Genomic DNA, 19,877 nt, shown 5'->3' on the forward strand with positions numbered 1-19,877 from the left:
TCCTGATTTATGTATAAAATAGTATTATTATCAGAATTCCAATCCGTGTATAGCAAAAATTTCCATATAATAATAGTCCAATTTCATTAGTACCTATATTGCCATTTGAAATAAAAAAAGTGCTCCATCTAAATGAAGAGCACCCCACTAAGTAGACACAGTTAAAAAGACTGTTGTAGAATCTACTTAGTGGGGTGATTTTTATATCTATAGATTTTTATCTAATTCAAATTTTATTTATGCGATATATTGTCTAAAAGTTTTACAATGGATTTTGATGTATAACTCATTTGATCCTCATTTGTTATTGATGCCTCTCCATCACCTTTCTGATATCCGTAATCTCCAAAACCACCATGATTTCCACCGGCTATTCCTGTAAATACAGCATCCTTTGGCATAACTTCTTTTGCTTTTGTTATCTTGCTTATATCCGCAACCTTATCATTCTCACCCCATAAAGACAATACTTTTATATCTCTACTACTAAAATCTCTCTTATCTTGTGCATAGGAGGCTAATAAAACTAAGCCTTTTATATTATCATGCTTATCTGCATAATCTGCTGCTATAACTCCCCCTAAAGAATGTCCTCCTATAGCCCAAGTGTTAATTTCCTTATTTTTATCTATGACTTCACTGGCCTTGTTTGAAGAAAAAACTGCTAAGTTGAATCTCATTTTTGCTATAACAACGGTATATCCATTAGACGCTACTTCCTTAGCCATAGGAGCATATGCTGAAGCTTCTACCTTTCCACCTGGATAAAAAATGAATCCTATATCCTTTGCATTAGCTACAGGCTTAAATACAATATCACCATCTTGTTCCACTTTTACTTTAGAGTCTGACTTTAAGCTATCTAATGCTAAACTTCCAGACTTATAATATGTGCCTACATAAATAAAAAATACAGAAAGCAATATTAGTAAAATAATTGAAACTGTTGCACAAATTTTAAACTTTAAAGATTTCTTTTGTTTCATCAGAATATCTCCTTTTCAACTTACTAAGCTCTTCTATTCAATTAATAATTCTAACATATTTCATGGTTATATCATAAATTTAAAATTTACTTTATCCTTTGAAACCCTCATAATATTCCCCAAACAGCGTCTTAATATGATTCTTTGGTATCAAAACTTACCATCGCCCTTAAGATAGCAATCAAAGAATTCTAGAGAAAGCTTGTTTATAATTTTAAGACAAGGTTTTGCGCCGGTGGTAGATTTCTGTTGGTTAAATATATCAGTCAAAATAGGACTTGAAAGTGCTAGATCTGTTAATGTTAAATGCCCTACTCCATTAATATCAACATTAAATTCATCTTTATCTCATGCATAAAAAAATACAATAAGTGTAAACACTATTGCTTTTTTTATGCATGAGATAAAGCTGGAAATATTAATTTTTTCTTTTCAATTTCCTCTAAATCTTCTCCTAAAATAAATAATGTGCAATCTTCTTTTTGTAGTTCCTTTACAGTATATCCTACTTCATCATATGGAGTAAATCCAAGAACCACCTTTTTTATTTTATTTCCAAAAGAACTTATTACTGTTTCTAAATCAATCCTACACTCCGCAATAACTTGATAAATTTCAAGAACTTCTTCATTAACTTCAGCGATAATATAAGCCTTCTCTTCTGGTAAATAATAGACACAATTATTTAACCAACCAGTTGTCCAAAAAGCTACTAGTCCAAAATTATCAACATTAAATCTATCATTGCTAACACTATTTTCTAATATATTAAAAAAGTGTTGCCAATTAACCTTATCAGCCATATCAATATGCTGTATTTTCTCTATATTATCTGAAGAGTCAATGTCCTTGATGTATTGATATTCTCTAATTTTCTTAAAGCCAAACTTAGGATAAAAATCTAGAACTGTATCATTACCAAACAAATAAATTCCATCAACTTTATCTTTATACTCATGGATTATTTCCTCCATAAGACTACGACTTAAACCAAGATTACGGTAATCCTCGTCAGTCATGACTGTTCCAATTTGAATATAATGCTTTTCTATTCCATCCATCTTAAAGTCCATTAGATTGACAGATATATTAGCTATAGCTTTTTCACCATCAAAGAACGAATACGGAATATATTTTTCTCTCCAAAAACCATTATTATACCAATCTGTAAAGTCAATCTGATGTATTTTTTTAGCTAATTCATTAAAACCCTCTCTTAATTTATCATTATTTTTATAATCCTTAACATAATTGTATTTCATCATAATTACCCTCTCTAATCATTTCATTATTTTAACAGTAACTCAATACTGTTTTAAAGGCAACCTCATAATTATTTAGTAAGCAAAATTATGCATCAATTTTCTGATTTATGTAGCACCAACACTTGTGGATACTTAATTATGTTACAATCTTTTATCTTAATGATCCTACTGAAATACACAAGCGACCTGAAACAAAGTCATGTTAATCCTTAAAAAGACCACCTAGATTTTAAATTCTAGGTGGCCTTCATGTTTTATTATGTAATTGATAAGTATCTCAGTTTATATTGCTTTTTTTAAGAATGCAAGATCAATTATGTTGATTTTTCCATCCTTATTTAAATCTGCACTAGCTTTGTTTATCATTGTATCATTGTTTAATACATACTTCTTTAATAACTCAAAATCAAGTGAATTAACTACATCATTACCGTCTACATCGCCTAGAAGATTTACAGGTTGTGCATTCTTGTAAACTTTTGTTACTGTAAGGTCTGCACCAGTATCTCCAACTAAAATACCTTGGATTCCTGGTAATACCTTACCATAGCTATCATAGTTTGCAAGAGCTTTCTTATATGCACTTACCATATCATTTATAGTAAAGTATGCAGTCTTTGTAGTTGCGCTTGTTTTGATTGTTGAAGGTTTTACCATAACCCAACCTGTACCAGTCAAGTTTCCATATAGGACTAATTGAGGTACATTTTCACTTGTGTAATCTACAGCTATTGTAAAATCATTTGTAAATTCAGTATCTACAAAATCTAAGCCATAGGATAATGAAAGTGCTGTGCTCCAGCCTGTACAAGATGCTGTACCACTAAATAATACGTTTGGATCAACGGTTGAAAGATCTCTTGGATTGTTGAAACCATCTTTCATAGCTTGTACTAATTCAGGATAAGGGAATGTAAGGTTTTTTCTATTTAAAAGCCCCAGTCTCTCACCTGTGCTACCAAAATTATTATTATCCCACCACAAACATGGCATTCCATAAGCAGTAGCTGTTGATACATAGAACTTCGTAAAGTTAATTCTGTCTTGTAAGTTATCTTTATCTGTAATCGCGAATTCACCGATAATAACAGGAATTCCCTTTTTAACAAATGTGTTGTTTAACATTCTGAAAGTCTTGTCAATAAATGCTGCGTCAGCATCACCAAAGGTAGTTGGTGTACCTGGAGCTATATTAAGTGCTAAATTATATGGTATGTAAGCGTGGATAGATACTGCAACATTAGGATCATTTGGTACTACCATACCAGCAACCTTAGGATAATCTGAAGAAGCACAATAAGTAGGAACCATTATAAGTCTCTTAGCATTATTTTCGCCAGTTGCACGTATTACAGGAACTATTTTTGCGTTATATTCATTTAAGACATTAAAGTATTCTGAAGTACCAACCCAGTCTTCTTCATGTCTTGGTTCATTTATTGTATCAAATATTAATTTATCACTATAATCTTTAAAGTGGTTTGCAATTTGAGTCCATACAATAGTACCTTCGTTAATGATGGCAGCTTTGTGTGCTTCATCAAATTGACCTTGGAATTTATTATGGTGAATATTAACAATGGCATACATATCGTTAGCAAGTGCATAGTTTACAACTGTTTCAACACGAGCCATATATGCTGGATCAATAGTATAATTAGCATCAATATAGTTTTCATCCCATCTTACTGGAATACGAACTGTATTAAAGCCAGCTGCCTTTAATGTATCAAACATTTTCTTTGTTGTTACAGGATTACCCCAACCAGTTTCTCCGCCAACTGATTCTAAAGTATTTCCTAAGTTCCAACCAATCTTCATGTCTTTTACTAAATCCATAGCAGAAAGACCTCTCATTTCTGTTGGGTGAGTGTAATCAGCAGGGAATTCTGGTGCTGGTGGTACATATTTAATAAACGTATAATCTGTTACTTTTACATCAGCTGTAACACTAGTAACCTTTTGAAGATAGTTTACTTTTGCTGTTGCATCTGTTGGTAAATAAGAGTTTAATAAAATTTGTTTTGTGTTTCCTGTAAGTCCCCAAGAAGCTTTTTCTGCTGCAAATGCTTCTGAGTAATCTTTATTTAAGTTAATCACAAGGTCATCATAACCTGTTGCTTTAATTGTAACTGTTCCAACATGGAACTTTAATGTGTTTGCATCTCCAGCAGCAAGATTTCCATCAACAATATTTATACCAAAGTTTGCTGTAGCATTTGCTTTTGCTAATGTACCAGCAGCACTAATAGCATTTAAAGTTGTATCAGTTTGATATTGAAGACTAACACCATCACCTACGCTCATCCAAGCCCAGTCATCGGTGTTTTGTGCAAAAGCACTAGCAGAAATCTTTGTTTCAACACCTGGTGTTGTGTAAAGAACTTCCCCAGTTGCTGTTGCTGGTTTAATCGATTGATAATCTGTTACTGTAACATCAGCTGTAACAGAAGTTATTTTTTGTAGATATGCAGCTTTTGCAGTTGCATCCGTTGGTAAATAACTATTTAATAAAATTTGTGTGTTATTTCCAGTAAGTCCCCAAGTCATTTTTTCTGCAGTATATGCTTCTGAATAATCTTTATTTAGAGCAACTACAAGATCATCATAACCTGTTGCTTTAATTGTAACTGTTCCAACATGGAATTTTAATGTACTTGAGTCTCCTGCAGCAGCTAGGTTTCCGTCAACAATTTGGATACCAAAGTTTGCAGTTCCATTTGCACTTGCAAATGCAGTACCTGCATTGATAGCATTTACGTTTGTAGCAGTTTGATATGTTAAAACAGCAGTATCTCCCATGCTCATCCAAGCCCAGTCATCAGTATTTTGTGCAAACGCACTAGCATAAATCTTTGTTGCATCACCTGATGAGTATACACTTTCAGAAGTTGACCCAGTTGATGCTGGTTTAACAAATTGATATTCTGATAATGTAACATCTGCTTTTACACTAGTAATCTTTTGTAGATACGTTGCTTTCGCTGCTGCATCTGTTGGTAAATAATCATTTAGTAAAATTGATGTATTGTTTCCTGTGATTCCCCAAGAAACTTTTTCTGCTGCATATGCTTCTGAATAATCCTTGTTAAGATTAACCACAACATCATTATATCCAGTTGCTTTAATAGTAACTGTTCCAATATGGAATTTTAATGTACTTTTTTCTCCTGCAGCAAGATTTCCATCAACAACCTGTAACCCAAAGTTTGCAGTACCATTTGCCTTTGCAAAGGCACTAGTAGCGTCGATGGCATTGAAATTTGTTACGTCTTGATATACTAAGCTAGCAGTATCTCCCATACTCATCCAAGCCCAGTCATCAGTATTTTGTGCAAAGGCACTAAGATATATCTGTGTCGTAGTGCCTTTTGTTGTGTAGTTAGCTTCTGCGGCAGATACTTTTACCAACGGTTTGCTAACAACACAAGAGAATACCATTGCTAAAACTAGCAAAAATGATAGTATTCTGTTTCTCTTCTTCATGATAAATCCTCCTTTTTGTATATTTCCCCTAAATTTAAGAAATTATTTTGTGTATACATATAACCTTATAAATTTACTTTTTAAGGAACATACATACACATTTTTAATTATATACTATATTTCTGTAAATTTCCTCATATATATGTCATTTTTCTATATTTTGATGACTTTTTTCAATGTTTTCCCGATTTTTTTTTATTTTTCTTTCCATTTAAGCATCCAAAATTAAAAATAAAGCAAAAATCCTAGTCTATTCTTCATCTAGCATCCCAGCATTCTTATATAAATTATAGAAATGATTTGTTGGTCCTACCCCTTTTCCTATATCTAACGAATGTTTTATAGCAATAGTTATATATTCCTTAGCTTTTTGTATTGCATCCTTTACACTATATCCAAGAGCTAGGTTAGCAGCTATTGCTGAAGATATAGTGCATCCTGTTCCGTGAGTATTCTTTGTTTGTATTCTTTTTGAATAAAAATGTGTCAACTCTTTTCCATCATATAAAACATCTATAGCTTCTCCTTCTAGATGTCCTCCTTTTAGGAATACATTTTTACACCCTAATTTATATATTTCTTTAGCAGCCTTGTCCATCTCTTCAACAGTTTTTATTTCCTTTATATTTGAATTTACTTCTTTTAATATCTCTTCAGCCTCTGGTAAATTTGGAGTAATTACTGTTGCTAATGGAACCAACTTAGTTATTAATGCAGTTTTAGCCTCTGGTTTTAGTAATGAATATCCACTTTTTGATATCATAACTGTATCTAACACTAAGTTGCTAGGTTTATATTTCTCTAATCTACCACCTATAGCTTCAATAGTTGATATTTTTGAAACCATTCCTATCTTCACTGCATCTACTGAAATATCTGTAAATATAGCATCGATTTGAGCTTTTATAATATCTTCATCTATATCTTGTACAGCAAAAACTCCTTGAGTATTTTGTGCAGTAACAGCAGTAATAACACTCATACCATAAACACCATTTGCACTAAAACTTTTTAAATCTGCTTGAATGCCTGCTCCTCCACAACTATCTGAACCTGCAATTGTTAAGACTTTTTTCATCATATTTCCCTCCATATAAGTTTAATAAAACTGTAAATAAAAAACACAAACCCATAGGATTTGTGCTTAAACTGTCACATTGACCAAACAATATAATAAAATAATAAACAACTTCCTACGCTGGCATTACCCAGTTCAGGTATTAGGGTTAAAGAATTAAGGTTCTTAATCTCAGTTGGCCGATCCAACACCCCTGTGTTATAGATTTCTTAACTCTAACCTCTACTTACTCTAAAGGTTTTAAATTTAGCTAAAACTTATCACTCAAGTAGCTAAGGGAATATTCTTCTAAAACATTTCAAAAATAAGAAATTTAATCCCGGCGTAGAAATCTCTAGTTACATATTCAATTTTATAATTCATCATAACATACAGTCTTATTAGCTTCAAGTAAGTGATATTAATAACATTTTACATTGAACTTTTTACCGTCAGACACAATGTTGATTCTTAGAATGCTTGTTAACTTACTAAGACTCTTAATATTATTTATAAACTTAACATTATTCTTGCTCACTGCCTTTTCAATTATTTTTACTATATCTTGTTTTTGATTATAATTCAGCTTAAGATTGTTGCTTAGACATTCTCTATTAATATAAGTGAGCGTAGTCCATACTTGCTCCTCTGTTATACTATTTATATCCATCAGAACCCATGTAAAATCTTTTCTCCTATTATTTTCAGGATATGCAGCCTTAAAAAACTCTATGAAATGATTCACTAACTTTGGATCTTTTTCTTTAACATATTTTCCAAGTTGTGACTTTAAACTGTTCTTCAAATACATTATTGTATTTGGCTTCACAGATTCCTTTAGATTGTCTATATTTTCATAAATATAATTATATGTATTTATAATCTGCTCTTCACTTACATTTTCCTTCTTAAGGATTTTTACTATATCAATATATTCTAAAATATTCTTCTTACAACTAAGATCTTCATTATATAATTTTTCCCAGATTTCAACTGCAGTTAACCCTTCAAGCTTATTGTTACTTAACACTTCTTCTTTATCCATATGTAGTCCTCTCTCTTTTAGCTTTCTTAGTCCTTACATTGTACCATAGTTTCTATAATTACTCCTAGATTTCTAAGTTATTTAAAATTTCTTGGAATTCTTATAGAAATTAATATCAAAGAGAAACCTAACACATAACCATTATTTAATGTGAGCTGTAGTAATGTATTCATGGCCTTTTGGCACTTCATCATTTTTTCTATTAAACTCTATGGTTTTACCCATATGCAACGCCGCAATCTTCAAATGACATAAGGCAATACCCATGTCAATTCTATTAAACTTATTGTATGCTACTGCTTTTATGATGTTCGGTAGCTTACGACTGATAATAATATTATCAATACTTCCAGAAAAATACCACGGCTGGCTGTTCGTAGCAGAAGGTGCTAATCTTACAGCTTCAAGCAATTTGTCTGCATCCTTTAAAGAAGAAATTTCAGATAAGGCTTTACGCTTAAACTCTGAAATATCATCTCTGTGGACTGGCTCATTAGCATTTCCAAAGGCCAAAGTTATAACAAAGCCCAAGCCGTTCCTCGCGGAAGATACTTTTTGAGGTATACTCATACCTAACCAACAAGCACCAATTCCATTTGACGATAAAAATAATTCCACCTGCTGCAACATAAATCCTACATTCTGTAAATAACCATCTTTTCTTTCAGAATAAACTACAATATAGTGTGGTACTTTGATTGGTAATATGGTCTTTATCTCATTTTCCGGTAGTATGACAATATCAGTCTTGATATTATCATACAATGGAGTAACTTTCTCTATAAAATCTTTAATCCTTTGTAGGTCAAAACTGTCAATTGGTTCATTACTATATTTACGGACAGATTTTCGTTTTAAAATGGTGCTGTAAAAATCTAAATTATTCATATTTTTCTTTCCTTTATACATTTAGTGATAGCAATTTTATATTATTTTTGCTTCATCAGAATTCTAATGATATGTTTAAGATTGTACCATTATATCATCTTATATAATATATATTATCTGTTAGAACATTATTTTATTATTAATAATATTCAAATTACTGGTAGTTGTAATTAGTCTTGCACTAGGTTTTCCGATTTCTAACCCAATTATACCAACAATCAGTTGGTATAATTTTAATCTATACTCATTTAAGTTTTTCTTTCAACTACCACTGATTATTACCTTAATTTAAATCATCAAGAAGCCCTATAATTATTATTTCTTTTAATATAGAAAGTTGGCAAAATAATTCTAAATCATTTAAGCCAACTTATCTAAACATATATTTATCTAATTTATTCACCGTAAAAACTTTCCATTGTTTATGTTAAAGGTTTAAAAACTTCTCATTTAAATTATCTGATTTATCATTAGATTTTAAGTAAAAACCCGAGGTTATTGCACCTTTTGGACAAACTGCTTTACATTCACCACAACGAATACATTCAGCAGTATTTATTTCTTTAGTAACTTTAACATTCATTTTACATTTTTGCTCACAACTTTTGCATCCATTACATTTAAGTTTGTCTACATTCATTTGATAAAAGCTGTATTTATTGAACAAAGAATAGAATGCCCCAAGAGGACAAACATATTTACAAAAAGGTCTATACATAAAAATAGATGAAAGGATCGTTAGAATCAATAAACCCATCTTCCAATTAAATAAAAATCCAACCATTTCTCTTAACCCCCTATTTGTGGCAACTAAAGGGGTTCCCCCCTCTAAAGTCCCTGCTGGACAAATCCATTGGCAAAAATAAGGCGGAGCAAGTCCATATTTATTAGTAAGAAAAATCGGTAATATTATTACTGGAATCAATAAAAATATATATTTAAAATATCTTAGGTTTCTATCAAATTTAGCTGGAACTTTAATTTTTCTAGACTTAATTTTATAGAGCAAATCCTGAAAAAAACCAAAAGGACATAAGAACCCACAAACTAATCTACCTAAAATTGTACCCAAAAGCATAACTATACCAATAACATAATAAGAAAAGCTGTATTGTCTTGCTCCAAGTACTGCCTGCAATGAACCAATAGGACAAGAACCTACTGCTCCAGGACAAGAATAACAATTAAGGCCTGGAACACAAAGTGCTTTAGTTTTACCTGTGTAAATATCCCCTTTTAAAAATCCTAAAAAGTATCCATTGCTAAAAGCTGTAGCAAAGGTTTGAATCATAGTTCTTTTTTTCATATCCTACTCCCATATATGTAGTGAAATATTTATATCCTTTTAATACACTACTCTGTTAGCTCTGATAATTTCACTATACATTTTTAGCTAGTTCCATCATATCTGTAATAATTTCTTTGTATTCACCTGGAGTCCTTGCCCCAAATATTGGTTCGCCAACCATTTTACCAGCTTTATCTACAAATATAGTAGTTGGAAGCGTACTCACATGACTCAACAAAACATTTGTAAGTTTTTCATCTGGAATTAAGGTTAAAAACTCAGCACCAGCATCTGTCATAATCTCTGTTGCTAATTGATTCTCTTTTTCTGAATCTTCACAGATTGAAATAATATTGCTGTTTTTAGGTCTCTCACTATAAAGCTTAGATATACCTGGCATCTCAGTAACACAGCCACCACAATATGTTGCCCATATATTAATCATAGTAATGTCATTTTCTTTAAAATAATCTGATGTTAAAGTTTCTCCAGTAATAGTTCTTGCATTAAATCCATTTAAATCTATATCCGAAAATTTCTTCATCTTACCAGTTTCTCCATCAGTTATCCCTGCAATTTTATCTACGTCTGGTTTTTTATCAGAGAAATATTCTAATTTCCCAATATTTATAACTGCAGAAAATATACCGAGTATTACAAAAAAAACTACTACCACTTTGCTATTTTTTTTGCTTATATCATTTTTAGTAACGTCGTTTTTACTCATATCAATCTACTCCTAACAAATTACTTCTTTCAACTATTTATCCTACTCCTATACACTCAAGACAAATACTTATAGCTTTTTTTACGACAACGGAAGATTCACCTCTAAAAGTACCAACAACAATAAAAATTAAAGCTATTGTCAAAAGAACGTATTTTGTATTGTCTCCAATAAAACCCTTCTTATCCATTTATGTTCCTCACAATTTTACTGATTATTTTAACCTATCAATAATAGCTTTCTCATATTCCTCTGCACTTTGTGATCCCAATATAGGTTCTCCTACTATTTTCCCATATCTATCAACAAAGACAGTAGTTGGAACCACACTAACATGACTTATCAAAGTCTTTGAGAGTTTTTCATCAGGAATTAGCGTTAGAAACTCAGCATTAGCATCCTTCATAATTTGTGATGCTAGTTTTACATCTTCCGCGTCTTTTTCTGTTCCTATACATATTGAAATAATATTGCTCTTCTCAGGTTTGTTTTTATATAGTTTAGCTATTTCAGGCATCTCTTTAATACAAGGATTACAATATGTGGCCCATAAATTAATCATTGTTATGTCGTATTCTTTGAAATAATCTGATGTTACAGTTTCCCCAGAAATAGTTTTAGTACTAAAGCCAGTTAAATCTATCTCAGAAAACTCTTTCGTCTCTTCAGCTTTTTCCTTAGTATCTTTTTGGGATACGTTTGAATTTGATTCTTTCTTCGGTACCCCTACTTCTTTTATACCGACTAAAACCAAAACAACTATTGCAATTATTAACACTATAATTGCTGGCGTTTTTTCACTAAATCTACTCATGTTGTTCACTCCCTTAAGATTCAACTACAGCTAGTCCTTGAAAATATTATCCTATTTTATCTTTCTAAAACAATTCTATTGTTAAACGTATTCAATATTGTATCATCACATTATACAATATTTTTCATTACAATTCAAATATGTAATATAATTACTTATTAAACTTTATTAACACATTTATCAAATAGCACTTCTGGATCAGTAAGTTAAAATCTACTTGCGATTACTACTGTAATGTAGTATAATTACCCACTTAATATTATATTTTACTTAAATATAAGTTTTTACATTTTATACTAGCCGAATAATTGCAAATAAATATTAATAGGAGGTCAAAATGCCTTATATAGAAAATGATGCTATAAAAATTTACTACGAGGATATCGGTATAGGTGAACCTATAATCTTTTTACATGGAGCTTTATCCCGTGGAATTATATCCTTTTCTTCTCAGCTATTTTTCTTCCAAGCTACTATGGAATTTAGAAGTATATTGCCAGATTTGCGCAGTCATGGACGCACTATATCTAAATCTTCTCAATGGGAAACTCCTCATTTAGCTGATGATATCATAACTTTGATGGACTCATTAAATATTCCTAAAGCTCATTTAGTTGGACATAGCTTAGGCGGTGACGTCGCTTTGTACTGTGCAATTAAATATACCGATAGATTTTTATCTCTAACATCAATAAGTTCTACTGGATCAATAAATGATGAAGTTCTAAATGAAAATAAAAACTTTACTCCAGAAAACCTTGAAAAGGAAGGTAAAATCAATTTTATCGAAATGATAAAGAAAAATCATTCGGACGCTTGCAGAGGAGATTGGAAAAACTTTATTAATCAAATGTCTTCAAACACTGAGAAATATCCTGATTTTTCTGATATGGATTTAAAGAAAATAACCATTCCAACTTTATTCATTATTGGTGAGAATGATCCTTTAATCAAAGAAAATGAACTACTACGCTTAAAGAAGAATGTTAAAAACATACGAATTGAAGTCCTAAAGGGCTGTGGTCATTATCCTCATACAGTTCTAGAACAACCTATGAAAGTAAATGAAATACTTATTGGGTTCTTCAAGGATATATAACATACTTAAAATTGAATACAGCGTATTTAGGCGAAGGTAGAGTAAATTCAAGAAGTCACTTAGACATACTATGTAAGTGACTAAACCTCAACACAAATTTTATATAAAAAAAACATCATTATTTTTATCATCTGCTGTTATCCCATATGTAATTTTATAATTAGTTTGTAGTTAGAATTTTAGATCTCTCTTGTCTTTTTAATAACAACATATAATTTTCAATAAAAACATATACTAATAAATATAAAAGCAACTTTAACTTCTAAAAACAACTATAATTTATAAAAAAGAAGGGATATAAATGATTAAAAAACTTATTACTATCAAAAGAACAGGTTTTATTTGCCTTTCCACATTGATAATATTTATGGCATTGATTCTACTATTGCCTTCCACAGTTTACGCAGGTGAAGCAGATTTAAAAATTCCAAACCTAACTTCGCATCAAAATACTCTTCTTGTTATAGGGCTTGTAGTCTGTGTCTTAGGGATGATTTTTAGCTATTACCAGTATATAAAAGTTAAGAATATTAGAGCTCATAGTTCTATGTTGGATGTATCAAAGATAATTTTTGAAACTTGCAAGACATACCTAGTGCAACAAGGAAAATTTATTGTGTTACTTTTTATTTTCATTGGTAGCATCATGATATTTTATTTTGGATACCTTGAGAAAACTCCTTTCACTGGGATTTTAATTATTTTAGGTTGGACAATCTTAGGAATTCTTGGGTCTTATTGTGTTGCTTGGTATGGTATTCGAATGAATACTTTAGCAAACAGCAGAATGGCTTTTACTTCTTTGGAACATAAACCTCTAAAACTTTTAGATATTCCACTTAATACAGGTATGAGTATAGGTGTACTTTTAATATGCGTAGAGTTATTTATGATGCTTATCATCCTATTGTTTGTACCAAGAGAATTAGCTGGTTCTAGTTTCATAGGTTTTGCCATTGGTGAATCCTTAGGTGCTAGTGCACTACGTATTGCTGGCGGAATCTTCACGAAAATTGCTGATATCGGTTCTGACCTTATGAAAATTATTTTTAAGATAAAAGAAGATGATCCAAGAAATCCTGGAGTTATCGCAGATTGTACTGGCGATAATGCTGGTGACAGTGTAGGACCTACAGCAGACGGCTTCGAGACCTATGGAGTTACAGGAGTTGCAATTGTTTCCTTCATAGTTTTAGCAGTAGGATTAAACTTTAATGAATCTGATAAATTGCTTTTACAAAGTAACTTCTTAACCTGGATTTTTGTAATGCGTATCTTAATGGTGCTTACTTCTATATTTTCTTTCTTCTTGAACAAAGCGGTAAGTAACATATACTATGGAAAAGCTGAAAATCTTGACTTTGAAAAGCCACTTACTAATTTGGTGTGGATTACTTCTATCCTATCAATTTTTGTAACCTTCTTTGCTAGCTACTGGATGATTGGTCCTAACTCTACAGTTGGAACATACTCTAGCAACATATGGCTTGTGCTTTCCATAATTATCAGCTGTGGAACACTAGGTGGTGCATTAATTCCTGAATTCACTAAAGTCTTTACCAGCAACCATTCCACATATGTACAGGAATGTGTATCTGCTTCTAAAGAAGGAGGCGCTTCACTAAATATTTTATCAGGATTAATCACAGGTAACTTCAGTGCTTTTTGGGAAGGGATGGTTTTTGTACTACTAATGTTCATCGCTTACATAGCTAGTACATTTGGTTTAGACGATATAATGATTTATCCATCAGTTTTTGCTTTTGGCTTAGTGGCCTTTGGTCTTCTAGGCATGGGACCTATTACTATAGCTGTTGACAGCTATGGTCCAGTTACAGATAATGCTCAATCAATTTATGAATTGTCCTTAATAGAGACTATTCCAAATATAACTAAAGTAATTAAACGTGATTTCGGATTTGAACCTGATTTTGAAAAAGCAAAATATTACTTAGAGGAAAATGATAGTGCAGGAAATACCTTTAAAGCTACAGCTAAACCAGTGCTCATTGGTACTGCTGTAGTTGGTGCAACGACAATGATTTTTTCTCTTATACTAGTTATTCAGGAAGTACTCGGCATAAAGCCAGAAGATACTTTAAACCTTCTAAATCCATACACTCTCTTAGGTTTCCTTTGCGGTGGTGCCATTATCTTTTGGTTTTCTGGAGCATCCACCCAGGCAGTTGCAACTGGAGCTTATAGAGCCGTAGAGTACATCAAAGAAAATATTCAATTAGATGAAAATGCAGATACAAAGGCTTCCACTGAAAAATCTAAAGCAGTTGTAAAAATATGTACCCAATATGCTCAAAACGGTATGTTTAATATATTCATTGCTTTATTTTCCTTTGCATTAGCAATAGCATTTTTATCAGCGCCGGCAAATGGAAATACCCATGCAGTTTCTTTCTTTATCTCTTACTTAATTGCCATTTCAGTAATTGGTTTATTTCAAGCAGTGTTTATGGCTAATGCAGGTGGTTGTTGGGATAATGCAAAAAAGGTAGTTGAGGTTGAACTTAAGGAAAAAGGTTCCCCACTTCACGATGCAACTATCGTTGGAGACACAGTAGGTGATCCTTTTAAAGATACTGCATCCGTTGCTCTTAATCCAATAATTAAATTTACTACCCTCTTTGGAATGCTTGCTATGGAGATTGCAATTACTGAAGCCTTTAGAGACATCGCTGTTTATGTGGGAGTAATATTTCTTATAATAGCCCTAATTTTCATTTGGAGAAGCTTCTATAAAATGAAGATTGGAGCTAGTAAATTAAGCTAATCATATAGAATAATTTCAAAAGACGTCCTTATATTTTATGCTAAAAAATGAAGCATAAAATATAAGGACGTCTTTATCTAAGGTACAATTTACTGAGAAATCTGTTCTTCTATTTTGGTACAAGTTTAATAATTCTATCATCAGTTTTATCAGGGTTTCCTCTTCCATCCATATTACTTGTAGTTATATATATTGCTCCGTCCTTATCTTCGATAACTTCACGTAATCGTCCATATTCATCCTTCAACCAAGCTTCTACACTTTTTACCACTGTTCCATTTTTATTAAGGGACACCGAAAGTAATTGTTGACCTTTTAAATTAGCAACCAATAATTTACCTTTCCATGGTCCTTGCTCTACAAAGGTAATACCTGAAGGTGCCCAAGTCTCATCGCCACTTTGTATTAATGGTTTTTCAGTGTCAACTTTAGTAGCCTCTTCATTACCTTGAACCAATGGCCAACCATAATTGGCTCCTGGCTTAATTATGTTTATTTCATCATGAGCTGTTTGCCCATGTTCTGATTCATACAATACTTCTTTTGAATTCCACGCTAAACCTTGAGGATTTCGATTTCCAAGACTATATACTGGCGAATTAGGAACTGGATTATCTCTGGGAATTCTTCCATCTAACTCTATTCTGAGTATTTTCCCGCCTAAACTTGCAAGTTCCTGGGCCAGTGCAGGATTACCAGCATCACCAGTTGTTATATATAATTTATTATCAGGACCAACCTTTATACGTCCTCCATTGTGTATTCGCCCACCGGGAATTTTATCTATGATAATATGATCAACATATGCTTTATCATTTTTCTCTACTAATCTAACAATTCGATTGTAAATATGATTAGCTTCTGCATAGGAATGCATAATGTACATATAATGATTCCTGGAAAAATTCGGATCTAGCGCTATTCCTAATAGTCCGCCCTCTCCTAAACCTATAAAAGGTGCAGAAAGGGTCAACATGGGTTGCGACTGAAGTACGCCATCCTTAATAAGTCTAACTGCCCCTGATCGCTCTGTAAAATATATATTTCCTTCATCACTTATAGCTATAGCCCAAGGTACATATAAATTTTCTGCAATAACTTTAACTTCATAGGGAAATTGCCTTGATTCTATAGATCTTTCTTTTATAGCAACTCCCTCTTCACTACGAAATAAAAAACTTGGAAGAATTTTATGATTTATTTTCCTCATGGCACCAGTCTCCAAACTTATTATTGCTCTATTTTTATATTATTCCTCTTGGAGGTTATGGTTACCATATTCCTAATCTCATTTATATTCATATTTTAAACTTAATCTTAAATAATCACTTTTAAGTACTACTGCATAAACTCCCTTAATCATAAAAAAGAGTTTTCTTTCTCTTCACTCGGTTTTCTATAATTACTTTTACGTAATTGTATGTGATAAAGCTTTTTCTTTTGTTTATTCTTCAGTATCTTCTCCACCCTCTAGAGATAACTCTCCTATATCCGTTACCTTATCTTTAGTAACATATATTTCATAGTAAAAATGTTTTTTATTATCACTATAAGTTCTTTCATAAGCAATAACCTTTCCTAGCTTATCTTTATTATCCGAATTTTCTTCTACATATATAAGTTCTGCATACATATCTGAAACATCTATATCAGATGATTTTTCCCCATCTTTTTCTACTTGGAATATATAATGCTTAACACCGTCAAGTTTCCCTTCTCCTACATAATACCCTTCAACCTCTACTAGATTTGCTTCCATACTTAAAGTCTGAGTATAGGTTGCAGTTCTTTCTTTTTTCTGATTACTACTCCTTATTAAAAATATTATACTTGCAGTGATTATCAATAATACTATTACTACTATTCCTAAAATTAATGGTGTATTTCTTTTTTTTCTACTTAACTGTAGCCCTTGTTTTCTTCTTCCCATTTTCTTCTCCTTCTATTTCATTACTTTACATACACAGGATAGTACATGCAAATATTATTAGTAATTAAGGAGCCTATTCTAGTAAAAATTCCTGCGTATTCACAATCTGTTATATATACCCCAAACACTGGATATAAATTTTCTTTCCAATATTCATATTTATAATCATATACATTCACTGAAAGAGTTTGTATATGGCATAATTCTTGAAAAATACAATCTTCCTCTGGAACATTTTTCAATTGAGATGAAATGACAACCCCTTCCCCTTCTCTATTTAGCAAAGGCTTTACAACAAAATCATTAGTGTATTTTATCATTTCTTCAAAATCAAAAGTAGTATAAGGTATATGTTTCTTAATTAATTCCTCTTCCTCAATACTATAATATTTATACTCCATAAGCTTCCATATGATTGCAAAGAAAGCTTTTGATTGAGATATTATAGTATTAGTGGGATTAAGCGAAAATAACTTTTTCTCAATTATAAGTTTTTCTATACACTTTAACCCTTCTTTTTCAATACCCAACCAATCCAAAGGATAATATCTAAAAATACAATCAACTTTTTCACCATACAAATACGCAGTTTCATCTACTACCTTAATATCATATATAGAGCCACTTATTACTTTTACCTTAAAAGCCTTTGATAAAATTTTTTTCATAGTATTGAATGTATATATATCTTCATAATAATTTGTCCCAACACAAGCAATTGTATTTATTTCACTACCATCTTTTTTATAATCCTTAAGAATTTTTTCTGCTGACTCTATTATTTTATCTTCTAAATAGTCATTGGCTCTCAATAATGATTTGTCATTAATATAATCATATATTAACTTGTCTATATTAATACTTTCGCATATACCTGCTGGTGTCTCTGAATTTATTTCTAATACCTTCCACTGATTATTAATATCTAAAATAAAATCCAACCTTCCTAATAAAGTAAAAGAATCTGTTAAATCATTTAACAATGAAACTTGATTAGTAATCGCTAGTATATCACTATAAATATTTATGTTATCTACCAATAGCCTTTGGGTCTTTGAAAAAAGTTTAGACATCTTATTCGTAATATCCTTTAGCTCATGAAATTTACTATTATCCATAACCACATAAGCTGTATTCAAATATCTAAACTTTTGAACATATGCTCCAGAAAATCCATAGTCAATAACTGCTTTTGCATATAGTTCCTTATAATCAATATTTGCACTATTTTTCACCGAAAGCATTTTCTCTTGAGCTACAATAGGACTTATCCAAGTTGTTTCTTCACTAGTTAAATAGGATTCGTTCCACCTAACACAAGTTCCTATAAGCTTATCTCCAATTATAAAGGGTCCTAGATTAGCAAAGGCATCACATTGCTTAGTAAAGTTTCCATTATAGTAAGGTGCTTTGTGTAATTTAATAGGATAAAACTCCTGCAATATGTATGAGCTATTCTTTATAGCTTCCTTAACATATTTTATGCTATCTTCCCATTGTTCCTGAGAGTGAAGTTTTCCAATAAAAACATCATTACTATATCTACCATATACAGGTTTAATAACATAATTATTTTTGTTATCTCTGGCTAAGCTTATATTGTTTTCATTAAATTCTACTGTCTTAGGAAATACTTTTGCTATTAAATTTTTTTCAAAGCCAGAAAGTCTATTATCCCTCTGTTCTATTAGCTTCCATAAGTAAGTATACAGATTTTTGCATTGTCCTATAATTGCTCTTGGATCGTTCAATAAAAGAATTTTTTCTTGTTCAAATAAATCCAGTATGCTCTCTATATTTTTTATTTCATGTAAGAACTCTGTTGGAAATAATCTCATTAGAACATTAATTTCATTACTTTTATCAAATGCATATAGCTTTTCATCTTCTACAAATAAATTATTTACGCCAACACTCATTAAATTAAACTTTTCATTATCTACTAGGTGTTTGATAACCATAGCCAAATGAGTTTCTTCGTATTTAGTGGCATCCGTTAAGAAGCCAATGTTTATATGAGTATTATTAGGAAAATGAGCTTCACATATTTTATAAATGTATGAAGTTAAATTGCTTCTAAATTCGTTATTTATATTGTTATGATCCTCATAAAGGTCTTCCATGATGAGAATTTCTCTTTGAGCACATGGCTTATCATAATTTAATTCCGCAAAGAAAATATCATCTTCATCTTCTCTTATAAATGTATCGAACCTTGCCCACAATAGAGGTGCTAAAGGATTTCTTAATGTAAGAATTCTGTCTTTCAATGGGAAGTTTGGTATATATTCCTTGTAATCTTCAAAGGTTGTATCAATATTTTCGATTACCTTTACTACAATTTTATTTATCTCTTCAGAATAAAATTTTATTTTATCAATATAATTTTCACCGATGAAAAATGGAGTTGGTGTGAATACTTCCTTACCTCTTGTTGAATTGACCATGTTGTAATCAAATAAAAACTTATGGTATATATGTTGTTTACACATTCCGAAGAACTCCTT

15 protein-coding genes and 1 riboswitch are annotated in these 19,877 nt (G+C 31.3%); of the genes, 2 read left to right on the forward strand and 13 right to left on the reverse strand.

Annotated elements, in window-relative coordinates:
* Window positions 1-233 precede the first annotated feature (233 nt).
* From CLOCEL_RS16770 to CLOCEL_RS16810, 10 genes are all read right to left on the reverse strand, one after another.
* The gene (locus CLOCEL_RS16770; RefSeq protein ID WP_010073434.1) at window positions 234-986 is read right to left on the reverse strand and encodes an alpha/beta hydrolase; all 753 of its coding nucleotides are present in this window, start codon (window positions 984-986) and stop codon (window positions 234-236) included.
* Between the two features lie 392 nt (window positions 987-1,378).
* Window positions 1,379-2,251: a GNAT family N-acetyltransferase gene (locus CLOCEL_RS16775; protein WP_013291844.1), complete on the reverse strand. Its 873-nt coding sequence runs from the start codon at window positions 2,249-2,251 to the stop codon at window positions 1,379-1,381.
* 282 nt (window positions 2,252-2,533) lie between these two features.
* Window positions 2,534-5,737, reverse strand: a complete 3,204-nt coding sequence (locus tag CLOCEL_RS16780; protein WP_010073437.1) for a cellulase family glycosylhydrolase — start codon at window positions 5,735-5,737, stop codon at window positions 2,534-2,536.
* A gap of 250 nt (window positions 5,738-5,987) precedes the next feature.
* Entirely contained in the window at window positions 5,988-6,815 is an 828-nt protein-coding gene (gene thiD / locus CLOCEL_RS16785; RefSeq protein ID WP_010073438.1) for a bifunctional hydroxymethylpyrimidine kinase/phosphomethylpyrimidine kinase, read from the reverse strand.
* Between the two features lie 94 nt (window positions 6,816-6,909).
* Window positions 6,910-7,020: riboswitch (TPP riboswitch) on the reverse strand.
* Between the two features lie 195 nt (window positions 7,021-7,215).
* Window positions 7,216-7,839 carry a hypothetical protein gene (locus CLOCEL_RS16790; RefSeq protein ID WP_010073439.1) on the reverse strand — a complete coding sequence of 208 codons (624 nt, stop codon included), beginning with the start codon at window positions 7,837-7,839 and terminating at the stop codon, window positions 7,216-7,218.
* Window positions 7,840-7,980: 141 nt separating this feature from the next.
* Window positions 7,981-8,748 (reverse strand): nitroreductase family protein, encoded by a 768-nt coding sequence (locus tag CLOCEL_RS16795; RefSeq protein WP_242655175.1) that lies wholly within the window; start codon window positions 8,746-8,748, stop codon window positions 7,981-7,983.
* A 406-nt stretch (window positions 8,749-9,154) separates the two neighbouring features.
* Window positions 9,155-10,033, reverse strand: a complete 879-nt coding sequence (locus CLOCEL_RS16800) for a 4Fe-4S binding protein (protein WP_010073441.1) — start codon at window positions 10,031-10,033, stop codon at window positions 9,155-9,157.
* Between the two features lie 73 nt (window positions 10,034-10,106).
* Window positions 10,107-10,742 (reverse strand): TlpA family protein disulfide reductase, encoded by a 636-nt coding sequence (locus CLOCEL_RS16805; protein ID WP_010073442.1) that lies wholly within the window; start codon window positions 10,740-10,742, stop codon window positions 10,107-10,109.
* A 37-nt stretch (window positions 10,743-10,779) separates the two neighbouring features.
* Window positions 10,780-10,932: a CD1871A family CXXC motif-containing protein gene (locus CLOCEL_RS23325; RefSeq protein ID WP_010073443.1), complete on the reverse strand. Its 153-nt coding sequence runs from the start codon at window positions 10,930-10,932 to the stop codon at window positions 10,780-10,782.
* Between the two features lie 24 nt (window positions 10,933-10,956).
* The gene (locus CLOCEL_RS16810) at window positions 10,957-11,556 is read right to left on the reverse strand and encodes a TlpA family protein disulfide reductase (RefSeq protein WP_010073444.1); all 600 of its coding nucleotides are present in this window, start codon (window positions 11,554-11,556) and stop codon (window positions 10,957-10,959) included.
* Between the two features lie 337 nt (window positions 11,557-11,893).
* On the opposite strand from CLOCEL_RS16810, the gene CLOCEL_RS16815 reads away from it, so the two are divergent.
* Window positions 11,894-12,655 carry an alpha/beta fold hydrolase gene (locus tag CLOCEL_RS16815; RefSeq protein ID WP_010073445.1) on the forward strand — a complete coding sequence of 254 codons (762 nt, stop codon included), beginning with the start codon at window positions 11,894-11,896 and terminating at the stop codon, window positions 12,653-12,655.
* Window positions 12,656-12,956: 301 nt separating this feature from the next.
* The gene (locus CLOCEL_RS16820) at window positions 12,957-15,440 is read left to right on the forward strand and encodes a sodium-translocating pyrophosphatase (protein ID WP_010073446.1); all 2,484 of its coding nucleotides are present in this window, start codon (window positions 12,957-12,959) and stop codon (window positions 15,438-15,440) included.
* A gap of 109 nt (window positions 15,441-15,549) precedes the next feature.
* Here the strand turns inward: CLOCEL_RS16820 and CLOCEL_RS16825 are convergent, their stop codons facing one another.
* The 3 genes from CLOCEL_RS16825 to CLOCEL_RS16835 all read right to left on the reverse strand — a co-directional run bounded on the left by CLOCEL_RS16825 (window position 15,550) and on the right by CLOCEL_RS16835 (window position 19,862).
* Window positions 15,550-16,650, reverse strand: a complete 1,101-nt coding sequence (locus CLOCEL_RS16825; RefSeq protein WP_010073447.1) for a PQQ-dependent sugar dehydrogenase — start codon at window positions 16,648-16,650, stop codon at window positions 15,550-15,552.
* Between the two features lie 234 nt (window positions 16,651-16,884).
* On the reverse strand, window positions 16,885-17,370 hold the full coding sequence (locus CLOCEL_RS16830; RefSeq protein ID WP_010073448.1) for a hypothetical protein: 486 nt from the start codon (window positions 17,368-17,370) through the stop codon (window positions 16,885-16,887).
* 20 nt (window positions 17,371-17,390) lie between these two features.
* Window positions 17,391-19,862: a glutathionylspermidine synthase family protein gene (locus tag CLOCEL_RS16835; protein WP_010073449.1), complete on the reverse strand. Its 2,472-nt coding sequence runs from the start codon at window positions 19,860-19,862 to the stop codon at window positions 17,391-17,393.
* Window positions 19,863-19,877: the final 15 nt, after the last annotated feature.

This window comes from Clostridium cellulovorans 743B (assembly GCF_000145275.1).
Lineage (GTDB): Bacteria > Bacillota > Clostridia > Clostridiales > Clostridiaceae > Clostridium_K > Clostridium_K cellulovorans.